Source organism: Fibrella aquatilis, from assembly GCF_017353255.1.
GTDB lineage: Bacteria > Bacteroidota > Bacteroidia > Cytophagales > Spirosomataceae > Fibrella > Fibrella aquatilis.
This window is the reverse complement of record NZ_JAFMYU010000039.1, coordinates 1-18744: the sequence shown is the minus strand read 5'-3', so window position 1 is coordinate 18744 and position 18744 is coordinate 1. Positions and strand designations below refer to the sequence as shown.

General features: G+C 54.7%; 15 protein-coding genes. 11 read left to right on the top strand and 4 right to left on the bottom strand.

Features of this window, described 5'->3' with window-relative positions:
* Positions 1-9 precede the first annotated feature (9 nt).
* Positions 10-774 (top strand): DUF6624 domain-containing protein, encoded by a 765-nt coding sequence (locus tag J2I48_RS27665; protein ID WP_207338786.1) that lies wholly within the window; start codon positions 10-12, stop codon positions 772-774.
* A 132-nt stretch (positions 775-906) separates the two neighbouring features.
* On the opposite strand, the gene J2I48_RS27660 is transcribed toward J2I48_RS27665, so the two are convergent.
* Positions 907-1515 (bottom strand): T9SS type A sorting domain-containing protein, encoded by a 609-nt coding sequence (locus tag J2I48_RS27660; RefSeq protein ID WP_207338785.1) that lies wholly within the window; start codon positions 1513-1515, stop codon positions 907-909.
* 272 nt (positions 1516-1787) lie between these two features.
* Between J2I48_RS27660 and J2I48_RS27655 the strand changes: the two genes are divergently transcribed.
* Positions 1788-2891, top strand: coding sequence for a hypothetical protein (locus J2I48_RS27655; protein WP_207338784.1), 1104 nt, complete (start codon positions 1788-1790; stop codon positions 2889-2891).
* On the opposite strand, the gene J2I48_RS27650 is transcribed toward J2I48_RS27655, so the two are convergent.
* Positions 2892-3581 carry a TetR/AcrR family transcriptional regulator gene (locus J2I48_RS27650; RefSeq protein ID WP_207338783.1) on the bottom strand — a complete coding sequence of 230 codons (690 nt, stop codon included), beginning with the start codon at positions 3579-3581 and terminating at the stop codon, positions 2892-2894.
* A 179-nt stretch (positions 3582-3760) separates the two neighbouring features.
* Between J2I48_RS27650 and J2I48_RS27645 the strand changes: the two genes are divergently transcribed.
* The 7 genes from J2I48_RS27645 to J2I48_RS27615 all read left to right on the top strand — a co-directional run bounded on the left by J2I48_RS27645 (position 3761) and on the right by J2I48_RS27615 (position 10504).
* The gene (locus J2I48_RS27645; protein ID WP_207338782.1) at positions 3761-4753 is read left to right on the top strand and encodes an ABC transporter transmembrane domain-containing protein; all 993 of its coding nucleotides are present in this window, start codon (positions 3761-3763) and stop codon (positions 4751-4753) included.
* Between the two features lie 71 nt (positions 4754-4824).
* Positions 4825-6183, top strand: a complete 1359-nt coding sequence (locus J2I48_RS27640; RefSeq protein ID WP_207338781.1) for an HlyD family secretion protein — start codon at positions 4825-4827, stop codon at positions 6181-6183.
* Between the two features lie 110 nt (positions 6184-6293).
* Complete coding sequence (locus J2I48_RS27635; protein WP_229376845.1) at positions 6294-7673, top strand: TolC family protein; 1380 nt, start codon at positions 6294-6296, stop codon at positions 7671-7673.
* Positions 7674-7775: 102 nt separating this feature from the next.
* Entirely contained in the window at positions 7776-8624 is an 849-nt protein-coding gene (locus J2I48_RS27630) for an ABC transporter ATP-binding protein (protein ID WP_207338779.1), read from the top strand.
* Positions 8621-9427: a hypothetical protein gene (locus J2I48_RS27625; protein WP_207338778.1), complete on the top strand. Its 807-nt coding sequence runs from the start codon at positions 8621-8623 to the stop codon at positions 9425-9427. Before J2I48_RS27630 ends, J2I48_RS27625 begins: the two co-directional genes overlap by 4 nt.
* Positions 9428-9431: 4 nt before the next feature.
* The gene (locus J2I48_RS27620) at positions 9432-9803 is read left to right on the top strand and encodes a GntR family transcriptional regulator (RefSeq protein WP_207338777.1); all 372 of its coding nucleotides are present in this window, start codon (positions 9432-9434) and stop codon (positions 9801-9803) included.
* The gene (locus J2I48_RS27615; RefSeq protein WP_207338776.1) at positions 9800-10504 is read left to right on the top strand and encodes a hypothetical protein; all 705 of its coding nucleotides are present in this window, start codon (positions 9800-9802) and stop codon (positions 10502-10504) included. Before J2I48_RS27620 ends, J2I48_RS27615 begins: the two co-directional genes overlap by 4 nt.
* Positions 10505-10737: 233 nt before the next feature.
* Here J2I48_RS27615 and J2I48_RS27610 read toward each other — a convergent pair whose 3' ends face one another.
* Together J2I48_RS27610 and porU2 are read right to left on the bottom strand one after the other, a co-directional pair.
* Positions 10738-11940: a hypothetical protein gene (locus J2I48_RS27610; RefSeq protein WP_207338775.1), complete on the bottom strand. Its 1203-nt coding sequence runs from the start codon at positions 11938-11940 to the stop codon at positions 10738-10740.
* Positions 11937-15281: a putative type IX secretion system sortase PorU2 gene (gene porU2, locus J2I48_RS27605; RefSeq protein WP_207338774.1), complete on the bottom strand. Its 3345-nt coding sequence runs from the start codon at positions 15279-15281 to the stop codon at positions 11937-11939. Before porU2 ends, J2I48_RS27610 begins: the two co-directional genes overlap by 4 nt.
* A gap of 268 nt (positions 15282-15549) precedes the next feature.
* On the opposite strand from porU2, the gene J2I48_RS27600 reads away from it, so the two are divergent.
* Positions 15550-16032, top strand: a complete 483-nt coding sequence (locus J2I48_RS27600) for a PadR family transcriptional regulator (RefSeq protein ID WP_207338773.1) — start codon at positions 15550-15552, stop codon at positions 16030-16032.
* Between the two features lie 15 nt (positions 16033-16047).
* Positions 16048-18657, top strand: coding sequence for a PspC domain-containing protein (locus J2I48_RS27595; RefSeq protein ID WP_207338772.1), 2610 nt, complete (start codon positions 16048-16050; stop codon positions 18655-18657).
* Positions 18658-18744: the final 87 nt, after the last annotated feature.

The following is an 18744-nucleotide window of genomic DNA, read 5'->3' as shown; positions in this document are numbered from 1 at the left end:
GCACAGTTTATGAAAAGGCTATTATTAATTTCATTAATCTGTTTGTTAAGTTCTCTATATACGTGCGCTCAACAGACTTATGCTATTAAGGACACTGCTTACAAACAAGCTGTAGAAGATGCGCTACTTTCTCTTAAAAAAAGTGATTATCAGGCATGCCTTAACCAATACAAACGTGCCTTCGATTTATCACAAAAAAGCGCGCTCAGCACATTAAGGGCTGCGGTTTGTGCGTATCAATGCGGTCAAACGGAACAGGCTTACAACTTCATACAGAAAGCAATAGCATTAGACTGGTGGGTAAGTGAAGACGTATGGAAAAACAAAACGGAATATCCAGAAGTAAATTCATTACGAGTGGGGGCATTGTACGCATTTTTTCAGCAAGAATTAGACAAACAAAAAATAGCTGTCGGTCTTGATCCGACTTTAGAGCGTGAGCTTGAACAAATTTTTCATGCAGATAATCAACCTCGTCTACATGCTGACACGTTAGCAAAGCAATACGGTTATAATTCACCAAACGTTCAGCCTATTTATGCTGAAATGCGCAAGGCGGATTCTATTAATCTCATCAAAATAGAACACATATTCAACAAGTATGGCTATCCCGGAAGAAAATTAGTCGGCGATAAACAGAGCATAACTGCTTGGTTGGTCATCCAACATGCATCACTGGAACTTCAGGAAAAATATTTACCAATCATGGAGAAAGCAGCAGCCACAGGTGAATTAGACAAATCCAGCTTCGCTTTGCAATTATGTGCTACCTAAGTGGTAGCGCACAGGTTTGAATCCAAAATGAAGGAGTAGTCCATTCTTCGCGACGTAGGCGAAGAATGGACTACTCCCCCAAAATACGTAAGCTGATTGATGCGGCTGCCGGGGCCGCCGCTGTAGCCGGCACTACTGATTGATGGCGATTCGTTCGATAAATTGCTTTTGCTCAGGGCCATATACGAACGTATACTGACCACCGGGCAGGCTCGACAGATCGAAGCGGTGGCGATTGCCCGCGCCAAACGACTGCGTATATACCAGATCGTTGGTGGGGTTATAGATCGAAATGGTCATTTTTTCCACGCCGGGCATGGCCACTTCAAACTTATTCTTGGCATAGGCCGTCACCACCGGGCGGATCAGTTCGGTTACGTTGCGCGTGTTGACCAGCACCTGCTCGTTATTGACTGTGACGCCTTGCGACACCCAAAAGTCGTTGTTGGTGGCTGTAACGAAGTACCGGCCGTTGGGCAGGTTCTTCAGATTCAACAAAATACCGCGTTTATCGGTGGCACGAATGGTACTTTGGTGTAAAAGTGTACCTTGCTCGTCCATAATGGCTACGTCTACAGCGCTATTGATGGGGGTGGCGAGGCGAATGCGCTTACCGCCCGATTTAAAGGCTGCTACCGTAACCGGCGACTCTAGATTTTGGTGTTGTGCCACGGCCGCTTCGGCGGTGGTCAGGAGCCATGCTGTAGCGAGCAGGGCAATGGTAATTCGAATCGTTTTCATTGCGTTTGTTGGTTGTATTTCCGGGTCAAAGGTGTGGTGCCGGGCCTCAAACAAGCAAGCGAAACGCAGGGCCTTCACACAAGTTTAATTGAAGTTCTTATTTCCGTACATCCCTGTGAATGAATAGTTTAACGATTTCGGAATAGAGACAAGAGATTCATTAAATAAGGCAATTGGCGTCAATAGACACATATGCTTATTGAATTGCACTTGCTCAACAAATCTGCCTATTCATACTGCCCCTCGGTACAATTTTTGTCAGTCTTAGACATATGATTTTTTTTAAATACTGTATTCTTTTACTGACGGTATTTGTGTTTACTCACTGCCAGACGTTTCGGCTTCAGACCCGGCCACATACTGCGCAAATTATTCGCGAAGGATGGATCGACTGTTTTGAACCAGACCCAAACGGGAGTGAAATCTGGTGTGAGGCATCAGCCATATTGGCGCAACGGGGGCAACTTTTTCTGGCCAACGATAAAGATATGCCCGCGCCCCGGTCGGCCATGTTCAGAATTAACGGCATACCCGGCAAGTCAGCAACCGGACACCACGCTCAGCCAGTCTATAGCGAACATTCCTTATTGCGGGCAGCACATACATTTGAAGAATTCGCCGTCAGTCCCGATCAGCAGTGGGTCTTCCTGATCACCGCTTTCGACCGCTTCACGTCCGGCTCTTCTGAACAAAACGGCTACAATATGTTGCTTGCCTGGCAAGTGGGCCGCGAGGATAGCCCCGAACTGCTCGGCACAAATGGCAATTCGGGGGTATCATCGGCCTTGCGCTGTCAGCTTCAGCAGGCACTGGGTAATCCCGCTTACTTCAAGGTAGAAGGCCTTGCAGTAACAAATGACCGGCTGTGGTTTGGTGTGCGCGAACAGGGGGACAATCATGCTGTATACGACCACAAAATCACGATCTTGTCGGCACCGTACCATATCGAGCCATCGCTTCGGGCAGGCGCAGCAGTCAATGCCAAACAAGTGATGCTTGGTCCCGTGGTAACCATACGCGACTTTACCGTCGGTACTGTCGATCCATCCCTACCAAAGCTACTGGCTATTTCGAGCCTTGAATATGACCCAGTTCGGCGTTGTTTCTGGGTGCTCACTTCTTTTGAGGAAGGCGATAAGTTGGGGGCCTATCTCTGGACAATCACGGAGAATGACCTGCTCAACAAAGGCAACCTTCAACTAGTCCGCACGGCCACTGGCAAACCCCTGACCTTCAGTCATAAGGCCGAGGACATGACCTTTACCGATGCCAATACCCTCCTGCTTATCCACGACGACGACCACGTTCGTACCCACATTGGCAACCAGCAACGCCGACCCAACCAGGCAGCGTATAGCGTAGTGAAGATTAATTAATCACTCTTTCACTGTTCGTTCTATGCTTGAAAAGAGCAGGTGGTGGAGAAAAGCAAGCAGGGTATCGTCGGTGGGTTCACCACCAAAATTGGTTAGTGAGGGCAGGTTTTCCATGAAAAAGGCCTGGTAATGCGCCGTCTCAATGAGGGAACTCGCCCTTGACCGAGCATAGGGATAATTGGGATTGAAGTCTAGAATCAGGTCGGCCAACCGGCCACACAAGTCTTTATAAGGTTTGAAGAGTTGTTCGCGGTTGTCGTCAGATACATGGCGGGTGAGGTAAGCTTTGCTGGCCTCGCGGATTACCACGTTGTGGAGTGCCCGCAGGTCGATATCGTCGGGCGTGGCGGGGGTATCGGTCGAACGCTGAAGCAGGATGGGTAGGATGCGTTCCAGCTTTTGGCGGGGGCTGGTTATGTTATTGGTTTCATAAACTACCTGATAATCGAGCCACCGCCAGTACCAGGCCACTATATACACCAATAGCCGGTGCTTGTTCTCAAAATAGCGATAAATGCTAGCCTCTTTAGTGCCAAGCCGTTCAGCCAATTTGCGAAATGTGGTCTCTTCAAAACCAATCTCATGAATAAGGAGAATACCCTGCCGCACAATCCGGCGACCTAAGTCGGACTGTTCCGGGTCGCGCAGGTACAGCTTCTCGTTCATTTGAAGGTGTAGTGAATAGTTCATGGGTGGTTATAGTTCATAGTGGTTATGTACCAGTTATAGCAACAAAGGGCCGTTCATATAAGTTTTATTCGCATCTATGATAGTAATACTATCTTTGCAATAGCTCTCCAGGTTAAAGCTTGCTTAGGAATTCATTAAAATTCACTTAAAACTCCACAGCGGCGTAACTTGCACCAATTATGGTACAGACTCCCAACTCAACGTCCAACCCCACCCCCTCGCAACGTCTTTTCCGCCTGCTGAACACTGAACGACGTGACATTGGCTACGTATATCTTTATGCTATAGTGGCGGGACTAATTGGCCTTTCGTTGCCATTGGGTATTCAGGCGGTATTCAACCTAGTGTCGGGCGGCATGGTTTTTAGCTCGGTGTACGTGCTCATCGGGCTAGTTATCGTAGGCGTTATCATCAGCGGCTTTATTCTCATCGGGCAGCAGGTTTTGGTAGAAGTACTGCAACAACGACTGTTTGTGAAGGCAGCTTTTGAATTCACCTACCGCCTGCCGCGCATTGAGCCTGAGGCCTTCAACGGCCACTACCCACCTGAACTGATGAACCGCTTTTTCGACGTGCTCACGATCCAGAAAGGCCTGCCCAAGCTGCTCATAGACATCACGGCGGCGGTGGTGCAGATTGGTTTGGGCATTATCCTACTCTCGTTTTATCACCCTGTATTCATCGCGTTTGGCATTGTAACGATCCTGACCGTGGTGGGCATTGTGTGGCTCAACGGACCTAAAGCTCTGAAAACCAGCTTAAACGAGTCGAAATACAAGTATAAGCTGGTGGCATGGCTGGAAACAATGGCGGGGCAACTGCCAACCATCAGACAAGCCACCGAACCAGCCGCCTACATGAACCAGACCGATGAGCTGGTAGCTCAATACATTACCTACCGCAACCAGCACTTTTCGGTACTGAAACGATTCTATATCAGCGCGGTGGCCTTTAAAACGCTCATTACCGGTGGCCTGCTTATTTTGGGCACCACGCTGGTAGTAGGTCGCGAAATGACCCTTGGCCAGTTTGTAGCCGCCGAACTGGTCATTGTGCTTATCACCAGCTCTGTAGACAAACTCATCATGGGCATCGACGTGGTCTATGACCTCATGACCGCCGTGGAAAAACTAGGCACCGTAACAGATCTACCACTTAGCGATGAACGATGAGTGATGAGCGGTAAGTGCTGTAAACTCGTTCACTCACCGCTTATCGTTCATCGCTTACCACTCAACTCCCCATGCTCAACATATCAAACACCCGCGTTGACGATGCCATATTAGCGCATTTCCCGCTGAAGACGTTACGTGCTCTACCCGACTTGCGGGCGGGCCGGTCTTTGGGGCGATGGATGCTCCTAATCCTATTTATTGGCCTGGCATCGTTGTTTTTACCCTGGCAACAGAATATCAACGGCGAAGGTGAGGTAACGGCCCTGACGCCACAAGACCGCCCCCAGACCGTGCAGAACGCCATTGCCGGTCGCATAGAGCGCTGGGCCGTGCGCGACGGACAGTTTGTGCGCCGGGGCGACACGCTGGTGGTGATTTCGGAAGTAAAAGACGACTATTTCGACCCTAACCTGACTACCCGGCTGGGTGAACAACTTGATGCCAAAAAGGGCAGTCAGGACGCCACCGTGACCAAGATTTCGGCCCTCGATAATCAAATTTCGGCGTTGCAGGCTGGACTGGTGGTAAAGCTCGAATCGGCACGGAACAAGGTAAAACAAAGCCGCTTCAAGGTTATTAGTGACAGCACCGACCTGGTAGCCCAACGCACCAACTACCGCATTGCCGCCGACCGGCTGGCCCGTTCGGAAAAGATGCACGCCGACGGGCTGATTTCCCTGACCGACCTGGAAAGCCGCCGCCTGAAACTCCAGGAGGACTATGCCAAAGTGGTGAGTCAGGAGGCCAAACTGAACGTAGCGCGGCAGGAACTGACCAACGCCCGGCTCGATTTGGACAACATTGGGGCCGATTATCGGGAAAAAATTGCTAAAGCCCAGTCTGACCGGAGTTCGGCGGTATCGTACCGGGCCGAAGCGGGTGGCGAGATTTCAAAGATTAACAATAAGATCAGCAGCGTGGTGGTGCGGCAGGGGCTGTACGTGATTCGTGCCCCGCAGGATGGCTACATCGTGCGTTCGTTCAAAGCAGGTATTGGCGAAAACATCAAGGAAGGTGAGTCTATTGTGACCCTGCAACCGGCTAATCCGCTGGTGGGGGTCGAGTTGTTCGTACGCCCCAACGACGTGCCCCTGATCCAGCCGGGGCGTACTGTGCGGCTGGAGTTCGACGGTTGGCCTGCCGTACAGTTTTCGGGCTGGCCAAGCGTGGCCGTGGGCACATTTGCCGGTGAAGTAGCTGTGATCGACGCCGTGAGCAGCACCAACGGCAAATACCGGCTGCTGGTGAGGCCCAAAATCGGAAAGCACGACCCCAATTGGCCTGCGCAACTCCGCGTGGGGTCGGGCGTGTATGGCTGGGTCATGCTCGACGACGTGCCGATCTGGTATGAACTCTGGCGGCAGCTCAACGGCTTTCCGCCCAGCCTGAAATCTGAACCGTCGGCATCAACTGGAGCAAAGAAATGAAGACATGGGCAGTAGCAGTGGGCAGTAAGCAGCAGTCTGGCGTCGTAGCATGTGTGGCTTCGCGTTGTAGGGTAGCTTCGCGTATCACCCTACTTGCGTTTATCCTTCTCTTGATCAAACCATTAACCTACGCCCAGGATACCACAACCTTTACCGCCGCCGAATTTTTCGATGCGGTGCTGAACTATCACCCCGTAGTGCGGCAGGCTAACCTGTTTCCAGAACAGGCCCGCGCCGAGATCATGGAAGCACGGGGCGCGTTCGACCCCAAGCTGACCTCCTATTTCGACCGGAAAGAATTTACGCAGAAGCTGTATTACGAGCGCTGGCAGACCGGTCTGTCGGTGCCCATCCGGGCGGCGGGGATCGATCTGAAGGTAGAGTATGACCGGGCCGTGGGGCAGGCCATAAACCCTGAAATCAGTACGCCCCCGTCGGGCCTGATGCTGGTGGGCGTGAGCGTACCTATTGGCCAGACGCTGTTGATTGACGGGCGGCGCACGGCCCTGCGGCAAGCACAGGCTGGGTTGGGACTGGCCGAAGCCGACCGCCGCAAACAGGTCAACAAAGCCCTTTTCGAAGCTGCCAAGGTCTATTGGGAGTGGTATTTGGCCTACCGGTCCTATACCCTGGTGAATGAAGGCCTTAATCTGGCCAACGTACGCTTTACGGGCATTCGGCAGCGGGCACTCATCGGCGAAGCAGCCACTATCGACACCACCGAGGCCCTCATTACGGTGCAGGACCGGCTGGTGCAACGGCAGCAGGCCGAAGTCGACTTGCAGAATGCCCGGCTACGGCTGTCGGTGTTTTTATGGGGACCCAACAGCCAGCCTATCGACCTGCCCGCCACCGTAGTGCCGCAATTATCGGTGCCAATTGACGTGAGCGAAACAGTGGTGCAACGGCTACTGAGTCAGGCGCTGGAGCAGCACCCCGAACTGGCTAAGATTGACGCGAAGACAGCCCAAAATGATTTGGAAACAAGGTTTCGGCGGGCGCTATTACAGCCTCAGATTGCACTCAGTGCCAGCCTTCTCAGCCAAACCCCCGACCTACAGAAAGGCTATGACTGGAACAGTTATTATGCTTTTAGCCCCGGCAACCATAAGATCGGCGTTGACCTTGTTTTCCCGCTGTTTCTACGCAAAGAGCGGGGTAAACTCAGGCAGGTACAGATAAAGGGCCAACAGCTGGTCCTGGACCGGCAGCAGACCGTGCGCGACATTCAAAACGATATCCTCACCACCCGCAACGAGTTGCTGACACTTAGTCAGCAGTTACGGGTCCAAGAGCAGGCCGTAGCTAATCAGCGCAGGCTGGTACAGGCTGAACAACAGCGGTTTACGCTGGGCGAAAGCTCCCTGTTCCTGGTCAACTCCCGCGAAAGCAAACTCATCGACCTGGGCGTGAAACTGGAAGAACTACGCACCAAATACCAAAAAGCCATTGCCGGCCTGTGGTATGCGGCAGGTACGTTTAGGGAGTGAAGGAATGTACATTATTCATTGTACATTCCTTCACTCCCCACTTGCTTTTTCAAAAACAATTTCTACTATTGCAGTGTATTATATCACTAATACACTGCAACAATGATAAACCTAGACAACATCACCTTTCGGTACGGGCATAAGCCGCCGGTAGTACAGGGGCTAAGTCTGCACCTCAGACCGGGGCATATCTACGGCCTGCTAGGCTCGAACGGGGCGGGTAAGTCGAGCCTAATGCGACTGATGGCGGGCCTCCTCTACCCCACCGATGGGCAGATTCGGGTAAACGAACGCGAACCCCGCCGCCGTGAACCGGCTTTTCTGGAAGACCTGTTTTTCCTGCCCGAAGAGGTCGACGTACCGGCGCTGACGCTGGCGAAATACGTAGCTACGATGAGCCCTTTCTACCCTCGCTTCAGCGACGGTCAGTTTCGCAACTACCTGAAGGTGTTTCAGTTGCCTGCCGACATTGGTAAACTGAGCGACCTGTCGCTGGGGCAACGCAAAAAGGTGTTTATCAGCTTCGGGCTGGCCACCAACACGGGCGTGTTGCTCATGGACGAGCCCACGAATGGCCTCGATATTCCGTCGAAAGCGCAGTTTCGGAAGGTAGTCTCGGCGGCACTCACCGACGACCGGCTCATCGTTATCTCGACCCACCAAGTGCGCGACCTCGACACGCTGATCGACTCGGTGGTGGTGCTCAACGACCACGAACTGCTGCTCAACGCGCCGCTGGAGCAGGTAAGCCAACGCCTCCGCTTCGAGACATCGGGCCGCGACATTCCCGCCGACGTGCTCTATGCCGAACCGAGCCTACGCGGTCACGCCGTAGTGCGCGAAAACTACGATGCCACCGACGACACACCCATTGACCTAGAGCGGCTGTTTAACGCCGCCATCAGCAGCCCGCAACGCATGAAAACCCTTTTTCCAGACCAAAAACGATGAATCAGACCTTTTCACTCACCCGTTTCGCCCGCCTCAACCGTTGGTTTTGGGCGTTGAAAGGCCGTACTTACTCATTAGCCGCGGTGGCGCTGCTTGTCATTACGGTGCTGATTTTATCGCAGGTGCTGGCCTATGAAACCAGGTTTGACACAGCCATATTAACCAGCCATATCGTTTATTTCAACATCCTGGCGCTACTCCTGGCGGGCAGTATAGGCAGCGACGTATATAGTGCGCTTTATCGGCAGGAGTCGGCCATATCGTACCTGATGATTCCGGCATCGCGGGGCGAGAAATTCTGGCTGGGTGTGCTGTATTCGGTGATGGCCGTGGTCTTGTTTTCAATAGTTTTCTGGGGTTATGAGTCCCTTATATTTAGCATTGCCAATAGCCGCTTGCCCGCCAGCCAAACCGAACGGTACGTACCTACGCTGTTGTATTATTCAACGCCCACACACAACGAGAAGGGCATCTTGCTGATGCTGGCTTATGCTATCTTCCTGGGGCTGGCCATTGCCTGGCTGGGTAGTTTCTACTTTCGGCGCGGCGTGTTTGTCCGTAATGTAGGCGTGGCTATCATATGTGCCGTGGTGCTGGTTTTGCTTTATTTCTGGATCATGATGTCGCAATTTGGCGGGCATGAGGTGAATTCAACTCTGCCTTTTCTGTCCGTAAACGTGCATGACATAAATGGATACGAAACCCTGATGCCGCCCGGCTGGCTTACTTACCTGGCTTATGGTGGTACGCTGATGGCCATGTGGGTGATTGCCCGGATTCGGTTTAACGAACTAGAACGGTAAGCACATGGAATTCTCTGATAAACAACCCATCTACCTGCAAATCGCCGACTATGTCTGCGAGCAGATTCTCCAGCAGGCCTGGCCACCCGGCGAACGCATTCCGTCGGTGCGCGACCTTGGCTCGTCGCTGGAAGTAAACCCTAATACGGCCATGCGGGCATTTGACTACCTCCAGCAACAGGGCATTTTGTATAACAAACGCGGCATGGGCTACTACGCCGCCGACGATGCCCCCGACCGCGTACGCGCCATGCGCCGCGCCCGTTTCCTGGACGTAGAACTGCCCAACGTATTCCGCACCATGACCCTGCTGGGCATTACCATTGCTGATTTAGAAACCCGATTCAACACGTTTCAACTAGCCGCTGCCTCATGAATACCAGCACCAAACTCCTCATCAGCCTCTTACTAAGCCTGGTTGCCGCTATGTTCGTGGCCGCCATTTCGCTACGGCATCAATATGATAGCTTCGACAAGAAAGATCCCTATGCCCGTTGGCAAAAGAAGCCATTGCCCAATTTTTCGGTGGTAGCGATCACTGGACCGTCGTCGGCGATGGTGCAGGTTGAACCCGGTAAAACATGCCGACTCCTAGTCGATACGTCAGGGAATCATTCGGGTAAGGACGGGTATACGTATCGTGTAGAACGTGATACGTTGTTCATGCAAATGGCCCCTGTGAACGGTTGGGATTTCAGGCCTGACGACGAGGATGACAATTGGCACGGGGTGCACTACGTGGTGCAAATCTCTTCACTTAGAGCGCTGTCAACAACCAATGTGTACTGTCAACTGTGTGATGTTGTAACCCCTACACTTACGCTACAGCAACAGGGTTTAGGTGGTCGGCTGCTACTGAATCATGTCCAGACAAAAAACTTAATCGCCTCATTGTCAGGACACAATCAGCTCACTTTTCAGGAATTCAATAACCAAATCGCTCAGGCCAACGTCACCGTTCGCGACAGTGCCCGGCTGCATCAGTACAGCGATTTCGTCAACGGGTTCACCTTGCAAGCCGACTCAACGGCACAACTCCGGCTAACGGGAAAAGCGTTGGGACAGGTGAAACAGTGAACGGCTATCAATGGTGCAGGCATTGGGGCTATTTGTGCCGTAGGTACAACATGTTTGTAGCAGAGAAATTGTGCGTGTGTAGCCACAGCGTGCCGTAGGTACGCCACAACACAGGCGCGGTGGTCGCGTACCTACGGCACGCTGTGGTTATCCGGCACGTGTACCCCTACGGGCTACAAACATGTCGTACCTACGGCACGAATACGCTTGAACATACGCACAATGGCCAACACTCACCTCCCCAACCCCAACTTTCCCAGTAGATCGACTTGGGGAAGCAGTTGGAGCCAGGAACAGAGCAGTAAGATGGTCCACCAGAAACCCAGCTGGCGGCGGCTGATAACGTTGGTCCAGCGGCTGATGTATTGGGCCAGGAGCCAGAGAAAAGGTAGCGTGATGGGCGCCATCAGCCGGGCGTTGGGGCCGTTGAAGGGGCTGAACAACCGCATGATGAACAGAATAGCCAAGTATACCCCCGCCGACAGCAGCAGCCAGTTCAGCATAGCTCTTTCGGTAGGTAACTCACCGGGTAGCGTGGCCCGTTTGTCCGAAATAATTCGCCAACCCCAGATGCCCAGGCCAAGCTGCATGAATAATCCCAGCCAAACCAGGCTGCTGGGTTCGCCAATGATGTAGTCGCGGAGCAGGAGCAGTTCATTGGGCAGGGCAATGGCAATCAGCAGGAGCTTATCGCCCAGGGTTTCGGCGGTTTCGTAGAAGCGTTCGCCACCGTAGGCCGAGGGTGTGAGCAGGGCGTTGAGGTAGAAATAACCCAGCATGAAACCCACAGAAACCAGCCCATACAGCGCGTCGGGGCCGATTCGCTGTCGAAACACGTCGCGCCCAGGTTGTCCGTAAGCCCCACGGGCGTAAGTCCACAGGGCGTGCAATCCGTAGACGATAACCACGTAGCCGCCCACGTAGCGGAGCAAAAAAAGGCACATGGTCAGGACCAGCAGCCGGGTGGTTGTGGCGTAGGTAGGCAAGGTGGTCTGGTGGCCTATAAACCACGCCCATTCCAGTAGCAAAATCAGAAACGCCCACTCCGACCATGTGTAGGTAAGGATGCGCACAAAGCCGCCCAGCAGCAGCACCGACCCTACCCATACGGCCCGCCGCGCTCCCAGCCGCCGCCGCCAGATGAGCAGGAAAATACCCACTAGCCCCACGTTGAGCACTTTCGATGCCACCAGCAACGATAGCCCCGTGGCCCGCGCCAGCAGCCCAATCAGCAGCGGATACCCCAACGGAAAAGTGCCGTCCCAACCCGTGCTGACGTGCCCGTACCTGTTGCCGTCCAGCCCCACCAGCCAGCCCGCAAAAGCCAGGTAGTAGGTAGAGTCGGGGCTGGTGAAGTGGTTGGGATTGACGTAGCTCAACCCGCCAATTAACCCCCCCAGCAACAGCCAGATAGCAAACAGTAAACCCTCCTTCATCGCGTTAGCAAAATGCGTCCCGTTAGGTTCGATTTCGTGCTGTCGGAGAACGGGGTCTGGCCGGGGATGTCGAGACGGTAGAGGTACACGCCGTTGGACAGGCGGGTGCCGCCGCCGTCGGTGCCATCCCAGACAAATTCGTTGGTACCAATGGAAACGGGCTGGCTGAAATACCGAATCTCGCGACCGGTGATGTCGAACAAACGGAGCGTGGCGGGCATGGTGGGCACCTGCGCACCCGTGAGCGTATAACGCACTACCGTGCTGGTAATGAGCGGATTAGGCGATACGCTCAAATTCGCCAGCGTTGATTCGGTCTTAACCAAAAACCGGATGGCGTAGGGTTGGGCGCGGTTGCCACTAAGGTCGCTGCCGTATACTTCCAGCGTATAGGCACCGTCGGGCAGGGGCTGCGCGGGGCGGTAAACCAACATAAACTTACCCCCCACCGACGACCACGAGGCCGTGGCCGACGAGATGGGCAGCCGGTCGTAGGGGCAGGGCTGACTCGCGCAGGGCCGTTGCAAATACAGTTCCAGACCGGCGGGGTCGGTGCGGAAGAGTTTGGTGTTTTCGTCGGCTACCAGCACCTGAATCTGGGGTTGGGGGGCCACGTAGGCTTCGTTCTGAATGCGCCGCCCGTCAAACGATACCTCCACCACGGGGGGGGTATTATCCACGTCAAACGGCAGGTTCGCCACCTGTCCGTCGGCCTTGATTTGCAGGCTGTTATTGTCCGTCCGCTCTTCGTCGAGACGGCTGTCGGGGTTGGCAAACAGCTCGAAGTAGGTGTCGGTGAGGCGGGCAATTTTCAGCTTCACCCGCAGGGTATCGGCATAGGCAGCGGCACTCACGCGCTGTCTGGTGTCGAGCAGGAGTTGGCCGTTGGCGGCATATTGGCGGATGCGCACGTCGGGCCGAATACCCGTGCCCCGGCCCAGGTTGAGCGATACCGCCTGGATCACGACCGAATCCTTCACGGCCTTCACCACCACACCTTTATTGGAAAACGTGAGGTCGGGTTTGGCAAACGGAAACAGCCGCACGGCAGGGTCGCCCTGAAGGGCGATCTCTTCGGCACCAGCCTTGTCAAACACCGACGTGTTGGCCGCTACGTACCGGCCAATGGCTTCAACCTGGATTTCGCCGAAGGTTTTGGCCTGGTACAGGCTGTCGGTCATCACGGCATAAAGGTTATCTGAATAGGCCTTCAGCGCGCTGGCAAAGCCATTATGGGTGTGGGCCAAACCCAGAATAGCACCCCGGTCGGGGGTCAGCACCCAGTCGGTGACAAACGTTCTGGGGCCATAATAAAAGTTGCCCGACGCGCAGCCGTTGGCCAGCAACAAAGGGTACAGACCCTTGTTGCGGTAGCCCAGCCGGTCGTTGCTCACGTAGCCAATGTCGATGTCGGACAGTTCGAGGCTGGAGTGGCCAAACATGGAAATGATGCCCAGCCCCCGGTTCACCTGCGCCACTACCGATATCACCTCAGTGGGGTCGTCGGTTTGTTTCGAGACCGTTTCTACCGTGGCGCAGACGTATTTAGCCGTGATGCTTCGTCCAAACTCATCCACAAAAGCCCGGAACAGGCTCAGTTCATAAGCCGATTTGCCGCCGCTCAGGTGCAGCATCTGCTTCCGCCAGGGGGCGGTGACGGGGGCGGCTTCGTGCTCTTTCACTTTGTTCAGGTAGTCCAGAACCTGCCGGGGCTGTGTCACGTTCAGCCGACCCACGGCAATGGCGGGGGCGTAGGGCGCTTTGCCGTTCAGGCCCGTCACAATGGCCAGATCAGACCCCGGCCAGCCGCCGCTCGGGATCATGTCGAGGGTATCGGCGTTGGCGTTGCGGCGTACCGCCTGCGGATCGCGCGACCGGCCAATAAGCAGCAGGTGTTTGGCATTGCCGTTCCTGGTCAGGTAGTCAACCATGCGCCGGATAGCTACGGGCGACCGTTCGCCGTAGCCAAACTGATTGTATACCTGATGAATGTTGAGCGTCAGGGTGTCATGCGCCCCACCCGCTTTCGAGGCACGGTAGGCAGCATAGGTCAGCACAGGATCAGGCGAATCGGCGGTGGCGGTACGCACCATAGGGTGAGCTATAATAATGAAACTGGCTTTGGCGGGGTTGATGGCCCGAAACGCCGCTAGCCTGATAGATGACACCGGTAATATTGCGTTGGTAATCAGTAGTTTACGCGCCGTAGCGGCTTCGCGTACCACGCTCGTAAACGTGCCATTCACCAGTGTACCCGACAGTATCGACGTTTGGCCGGGCGTGGTGACGTCATACACGCGGGCATTAGCCGCCACGTTGGTGAGCCGCAGCAAGGCCCGCCCCCCCGCCACCGGGTTCAGCCAAAATTCGCGGTAGGCGTAGCCCGCCATGTTGGTTTGATGGGGGTACACAGCCCGCAAATAGGCCATTGACACTTCGTCGTCGTCGTTCTGCGGACTCAGCGTACATACCACCCGCCCCCCATCGGCCACGTCGGTGGTTGAGAGCGGCACGGTCAGCAGGTACGGATCGTAGTTCTGGCTTTGGATTGGTGCTAGTTTGCGCGGATTGGCAGACGCGCCAACCTGCACGTTGACAGTATGTGCCACGGGGGTGCGGCCAATAAGCTGCATCATCAGCATGGGCTGTACCAGGCTGCTGCTGAACACGTTGGTTAGGGTAATGGCTTGCGTGTAGTTTGTTTTTGGTTTGATGTTGCTGCCCATCCAGCCTTCGCCCACGTCATAGGGCGCGAGAATAGCACCGTTGTCATACCAGGCCCCTATGGGGTAGATGTTGCCCGCCGGGTACGAATCGTTGAAATACCGCAGTTCTTCAGCCCAGACGTAAGGCTCAGGCTGTAGTGCCGCTGCGCCTGTTCCGGCATCGAGGTCGGTGTAGCGGGCCATGCGTTTGCCGCCCTGTGCGTCGAGGCGGGTGGTCAGGAAGAAAGCCGTGCTGTCGGAATAGAGACTGTAATAGGCATTGGGCTGCGCCGAGGCGGGGCGGTAGAGCGTCGAGTCCTGCACACCGTCGTTACCTCTTCCCAGAAATTCCACGTAGTCGGTGGCGTCGAATTTACCATCGGCCTCGCCTTCTACCCAAATGGCCTGTTCGGTGCCCCGGTGAAAGAGTTGCAGTTTCTGGGGGTCGAGGCTCGTCAGCGGCAGACCCGCCTTCTGCAAGTCGGCGAAGGTGAGGCGATACAGGCCTTTTTGGGCAATAGGGATTTTATAATAGGCCTGCTGCGGGTTGATCCACTCATTGCCATAAACGGCTTTTTGGGCGTAGGAACTCGAAGCAGCTAGTATCAGCAGAAAAAGGTATAAACGTGATAGCATACGGTGGTCATAAAAACAGCTACAAGTTACGGGAAGGATTTTGGATTGGGGCGGTCCGCCGCTGCGGTTGCGGATTTCGGATTGTTGCCGAAGCAACCCCGTGCGTAAGCAACAATCCGAAATCCGCAATCCCCAATCCAAAATCATATATCCTTCGTATCCACCGTTCGTCATACAAATTTTTGTATTCGTGCTTAGGTACCTTGCATCACAAAGTACCTTATACTACTTTTGATGCATCGGTTTGGCCTATGATCCCCAACAGCATATGAATATCGAAAACGCGCAGGTCCAGATGCGCAAGGGCATTCTGGAATTCTGCATCCTACACATCATCTCGCGGGGCGAAATTTACGCCTCCGATATGCTCGATGAGCTGACTTCGGCCCGGATTATGGTGGTTGAAGGTACACTCTACCCCTTGCTCACTCGCCTGAAAAACGCTGGTCTGCTCGACTATAAATGGGTGGAGTCGACGTCGGGGCCGCCGCGTAAGTACTACGTGCTCACCGACTTGGGCAAAAACTCGCTCGAAGCACTGGACGAAACCTGGCAGGAGTTGTCTGAATCGGTTGATCAGATCGTGAGCCACACCCGCAAAAACGGCAAAGGAAGTAGTGCCCCCCCGCAAGTGTCGGTGGTGGTGCAGCCCGCGCCCAAACCCGAACCCGCCGCTGGCCCTTCAACCGACAAGCCCGCCGACGCTTCTTCTATTGACATTGTGGTACCCCAACCTAAGCAAGACCAATAATCTTCCCCTACGATCATGAAAAAGACTATCAGCATCAACATCAGTGGGGTGATATTCCACATTGAAGAAGATGGCTACGAGAAGCTCAAGGGCTATCTGTCGTCTATTCAGCAATACTTTTCAACCTACGAGGACAGCCAGGAAATTGTAACGGACATTGAGAACCGGATTGCCGAAAAGCTCCTCAAGACCCTCAAAGGCGACGAAAAAAATCCCGCCCGCCAGGCCGTTACCATCGACGATGTCAACGGACTTATTGCCCAGATGGGTACCGTAGCCGACTTTGAAGCCGTTGATAATGACGATATGCTGGTGGCCAGTGGCAGCCGGGCCAAAACAGGCACCGCTGCCCCTACCACCCCACCCCGCCCCAACGCGACGGGAGCAGGTACCTTTGACGACGAACCAGCCAGCGGTAGTCAAAGCAGCCAGCGTGGCTACGAATACGACTACAAGTATGACCCCACCACGGGCAAAGCGCGAACTTCTTACAGCTACAATGGCCGCAAACTGGCCCGCGACCTGCGCCGCAAAACACTGGGCGGGGTAGCTGCTGGTCTGGCTCACTATTTCCGAATCGACCCGGTCTGGATGCGGGTACTGATCGTTTGTCTGGTAGTCGGTTTTCCGGCCATCGGCGATGGGTTTATGCATGGCAACGGTCGATTTGGGTCGCTGGGTGGCGTCACTGTCATCGCCTACATACTGCTCTGGATTTTCCTACCGGGCGAAACCACGCTGGAAGAAGAAAAAGGCGTTAAAAAATTCTACCGCAACCCCGACAACAAAGTGCTGGGCGGGGTGGCATCGGGGCTAGCCGTTTATTTTGGCCTCGACGCGGGCGTTGTGCGGTTTGCGCTCGTTGCCAGCGTATTCCTGTTTGGCTTCGGTATTCTGGCCTACATCATTCTCTGGATGGTGGCACCCGAAGCCCGCACCCTGACGCAAAAAATGGAAATGGCGGGGCAGCCCATTACGCTCAGCAATATCGAACATAGCGTGAAAAGTAGCCTGAACATCTCAGAAACGGTCCCTGAGGGTGGCTTCACCCAACTATTGTTGTTCCCGTTTCGGGCGCTGGCAGCCGTTTTTCGGGTCATTGGGCGGTTGCTGGGCGGTACACTCAGGGGGCTGGGCAGCGTACTTCGCATCTTGTTTGGCCTCATCATGGTGTGCATGGGTATCGGCTTCATGATCACCTGCCTCGTATTCCTGGGCTTTGGCATAGGCATCTTCAACGGGGTTCACTTTGGCCCCGGAAGCAGTGATCCGGTCTGGGTATCGCTCTTGCACGAAGATGGCAATTTCCTAACCCTGCTGGCTGGGTTTGGGGTTTGTTTCATACCCAGCCTGGGGCTGGCGCTCACGGGCCTGCTGGTGATGACCCGCAGGGCGCTCATCAGCAGCAGCACCGGCCTAAGCCTGCTAGGGGCCTGGGTAGTTTGCGCCGTGATGCTGGCCGTTACCATACCGCAGACCGTCAGGGAATTCAGCAAAAACGGCACTGTAGAAAACACGCAGGTGATCAATCCCGCGGGCACCCCCACGTTTGTGATGGACAACGCCGACGAAGAAGACGGTCTCCGGCCTAACATAGACTTGCAGGGGTATGCCGGTACCGACATCAAAGTGGTCACGGTGGCCACTGCCCGTGGACGCAGCCGCCGCGATGCACAGACCCAAGCCCAACTGGTTCAGTATAAGCCCCTTGTGACCGATTCACTGGTAAAGTTCAGCCGCGAGTTCCTCCTGCCCGACAATGCCAAGTTCCGCGGGCAGAGCCTGAACGTGACCGTCTATATCCCCTACGGTCGGGCGTTCCGTATGTCGAACGATGCGGCACACTTCATCCAGAACCGGTTCGATGACAAGGAGTTTGACAACATCGCCAACAAGCGGTGGCAGTTTCTGGAAACCGGCCTGGTAGGCATTGGTTTCGAGCGTACGCTGGACAAAGAAGACACCAGTTCACGCCAGAACGACGAGGGTGACGCTAATGGTACTGACGATGTGGACGTAGATACCGACGGGTCAGAAACGAAGACGCTGGAACTGGGTCCAAATTCGCCAGCTAATACACCCACAACGGTGACTGTTTCGGGCAACTTCGCGGTTCGTTTCCAGAAGGGTAATCAGCTCAAAGCCGTAGTTGATGGCAACGGTCAGGAGCAACTGGCCAACGTAAGTCATACCAACGAAGATGGCACACTGCGCATTGAACAACGAGGTAACGATCTGGGGCCGCGCATGGGCATCACTATCACCCTGCCCACGGTAGAAACCCTGCGGCTATCGGGCGGGGCGGTGGCCCGGATGACCGAGTTCGACGCGCTGGACAAGCTCACGGTCGATCTGTCGGGCGATAGTCAGGTGCTGGTGAAGACGAACGTGAAAACGCTGGTGACCGACCAGACCGGGGCGGCAAAAATTATCCTGCGCGGCCAGGCTGACAAGGTGACGGCCACCCTGTCGGGGGCCAGCAAGCTCAACGCCAGACAGATGCGCGTAGAAACCGCCAACGTATCGACCACCGGAGCCAGCCGGGCCAGCTTCGATGAGGTAAAAAATCTCTCGAAAAACAGCAGCGGCAGCAGCCAGATCGACAGCCGCAACGGCGGGGAATGAGTATCTTTGAGTAGTGTAGAATGTACAATGCACAGTGAATAATGTACAATGGCTTCGCGCCCTACCATAATTGGCTGTGAGCGAAGC

Coding starts and splice junctions, on each gene's coding strand:
- J2I48_RS27665 (WP_207338786.1), top strand. CDS start 10: ATGAAAAGGCTATTATTAATTTCATTAATCTGTTTGTTAAGTTCTCTA.
- J2I48_RS27660 (WP_207338785.1), bottom strand. CDS start 1,515: ATGAAAACGATTCGAATTACCATTGCCCTGCTCGCTACAGCATGGCTC.
- J2I48_RS27655 (WP_207338784.1), top strand. CDS start 1,788: ATGATTTTTTTTAAATACTGTATTCTTTTACTGACGGTATTTGTGTTT.
- J2I48_RS27650 (WP_207338783.1), bottom strand. CDS start 3,581: ATGAACTATTCACTACACCTTCAAATGAACGAGAAGCTGTACCTGCGC.
- J2I48_RS27645 (WP_207338782.1), top strand. CDS start 3,761: ATGGTACAGACTCCCAACTCAACGTCCAACCCCACCCCCTCGCAACGT.
- J2I48_RS27640 (WP_207338781.1), top strand. CDS start 4,825: ATGCTCAACATATCAAACACCCGCGTTGACGATGCCATATTAGCGCAT.
- J2I48_RS27630 (WP_207338779.1), top strand. CDS start 7,776: ATGATAAACCTAGACAACATCACCTTTCGGTACGGGCATAAGCCGCCG.
- J2I48_RS27625 (WP_207338778.1), top strand. CDS start 8,621: ATGAATCAGACCTTTTCACTCACCCGTTTCGCCCGCCTCAACCGTTGG.
- J2I48_RS27620 (WP_207338777.1), top strand. CDS start 9,432: ATGGAATTCTCTGATAAACAACCCATCTACCTGCAAATCGCCGACTAT.
- J2I48_RS27615 (WP_207338776.1), top strand. CDS start 9,800: ATGAATACCAGCACCAAACTCCTCATCAGCCTCTTACTAAGCCTGGTT.
- J2I48_RS27610 (WP_207338775.1), bottom strand. CDS start 11,940: ATGAAGGAGGGTTTACTGTTTGCTATCTGGCTGTTGCTGGGGGGGTTA.
- porU2 (WP_207338774.1), bottom strand. CDS start 15,281: ATGCTATCACGTTTATACCTTTTTCTGCTGATACTAGCTGCTTCGAGT.
- J2I48_RS27600 (WP_207338773.1), top strand. CDS start 15,550: ATGAATATCGAAAACGCGCAGGTCCAGATGCGCAAGGGCATTCTGGAA.
- J2I48_RS27595 (WP_207338772.1), top strand. CDS start 16,048: ATGAAAAAGACTATCAGCATCAACATCAGTGGGGTGATATTCCACATT.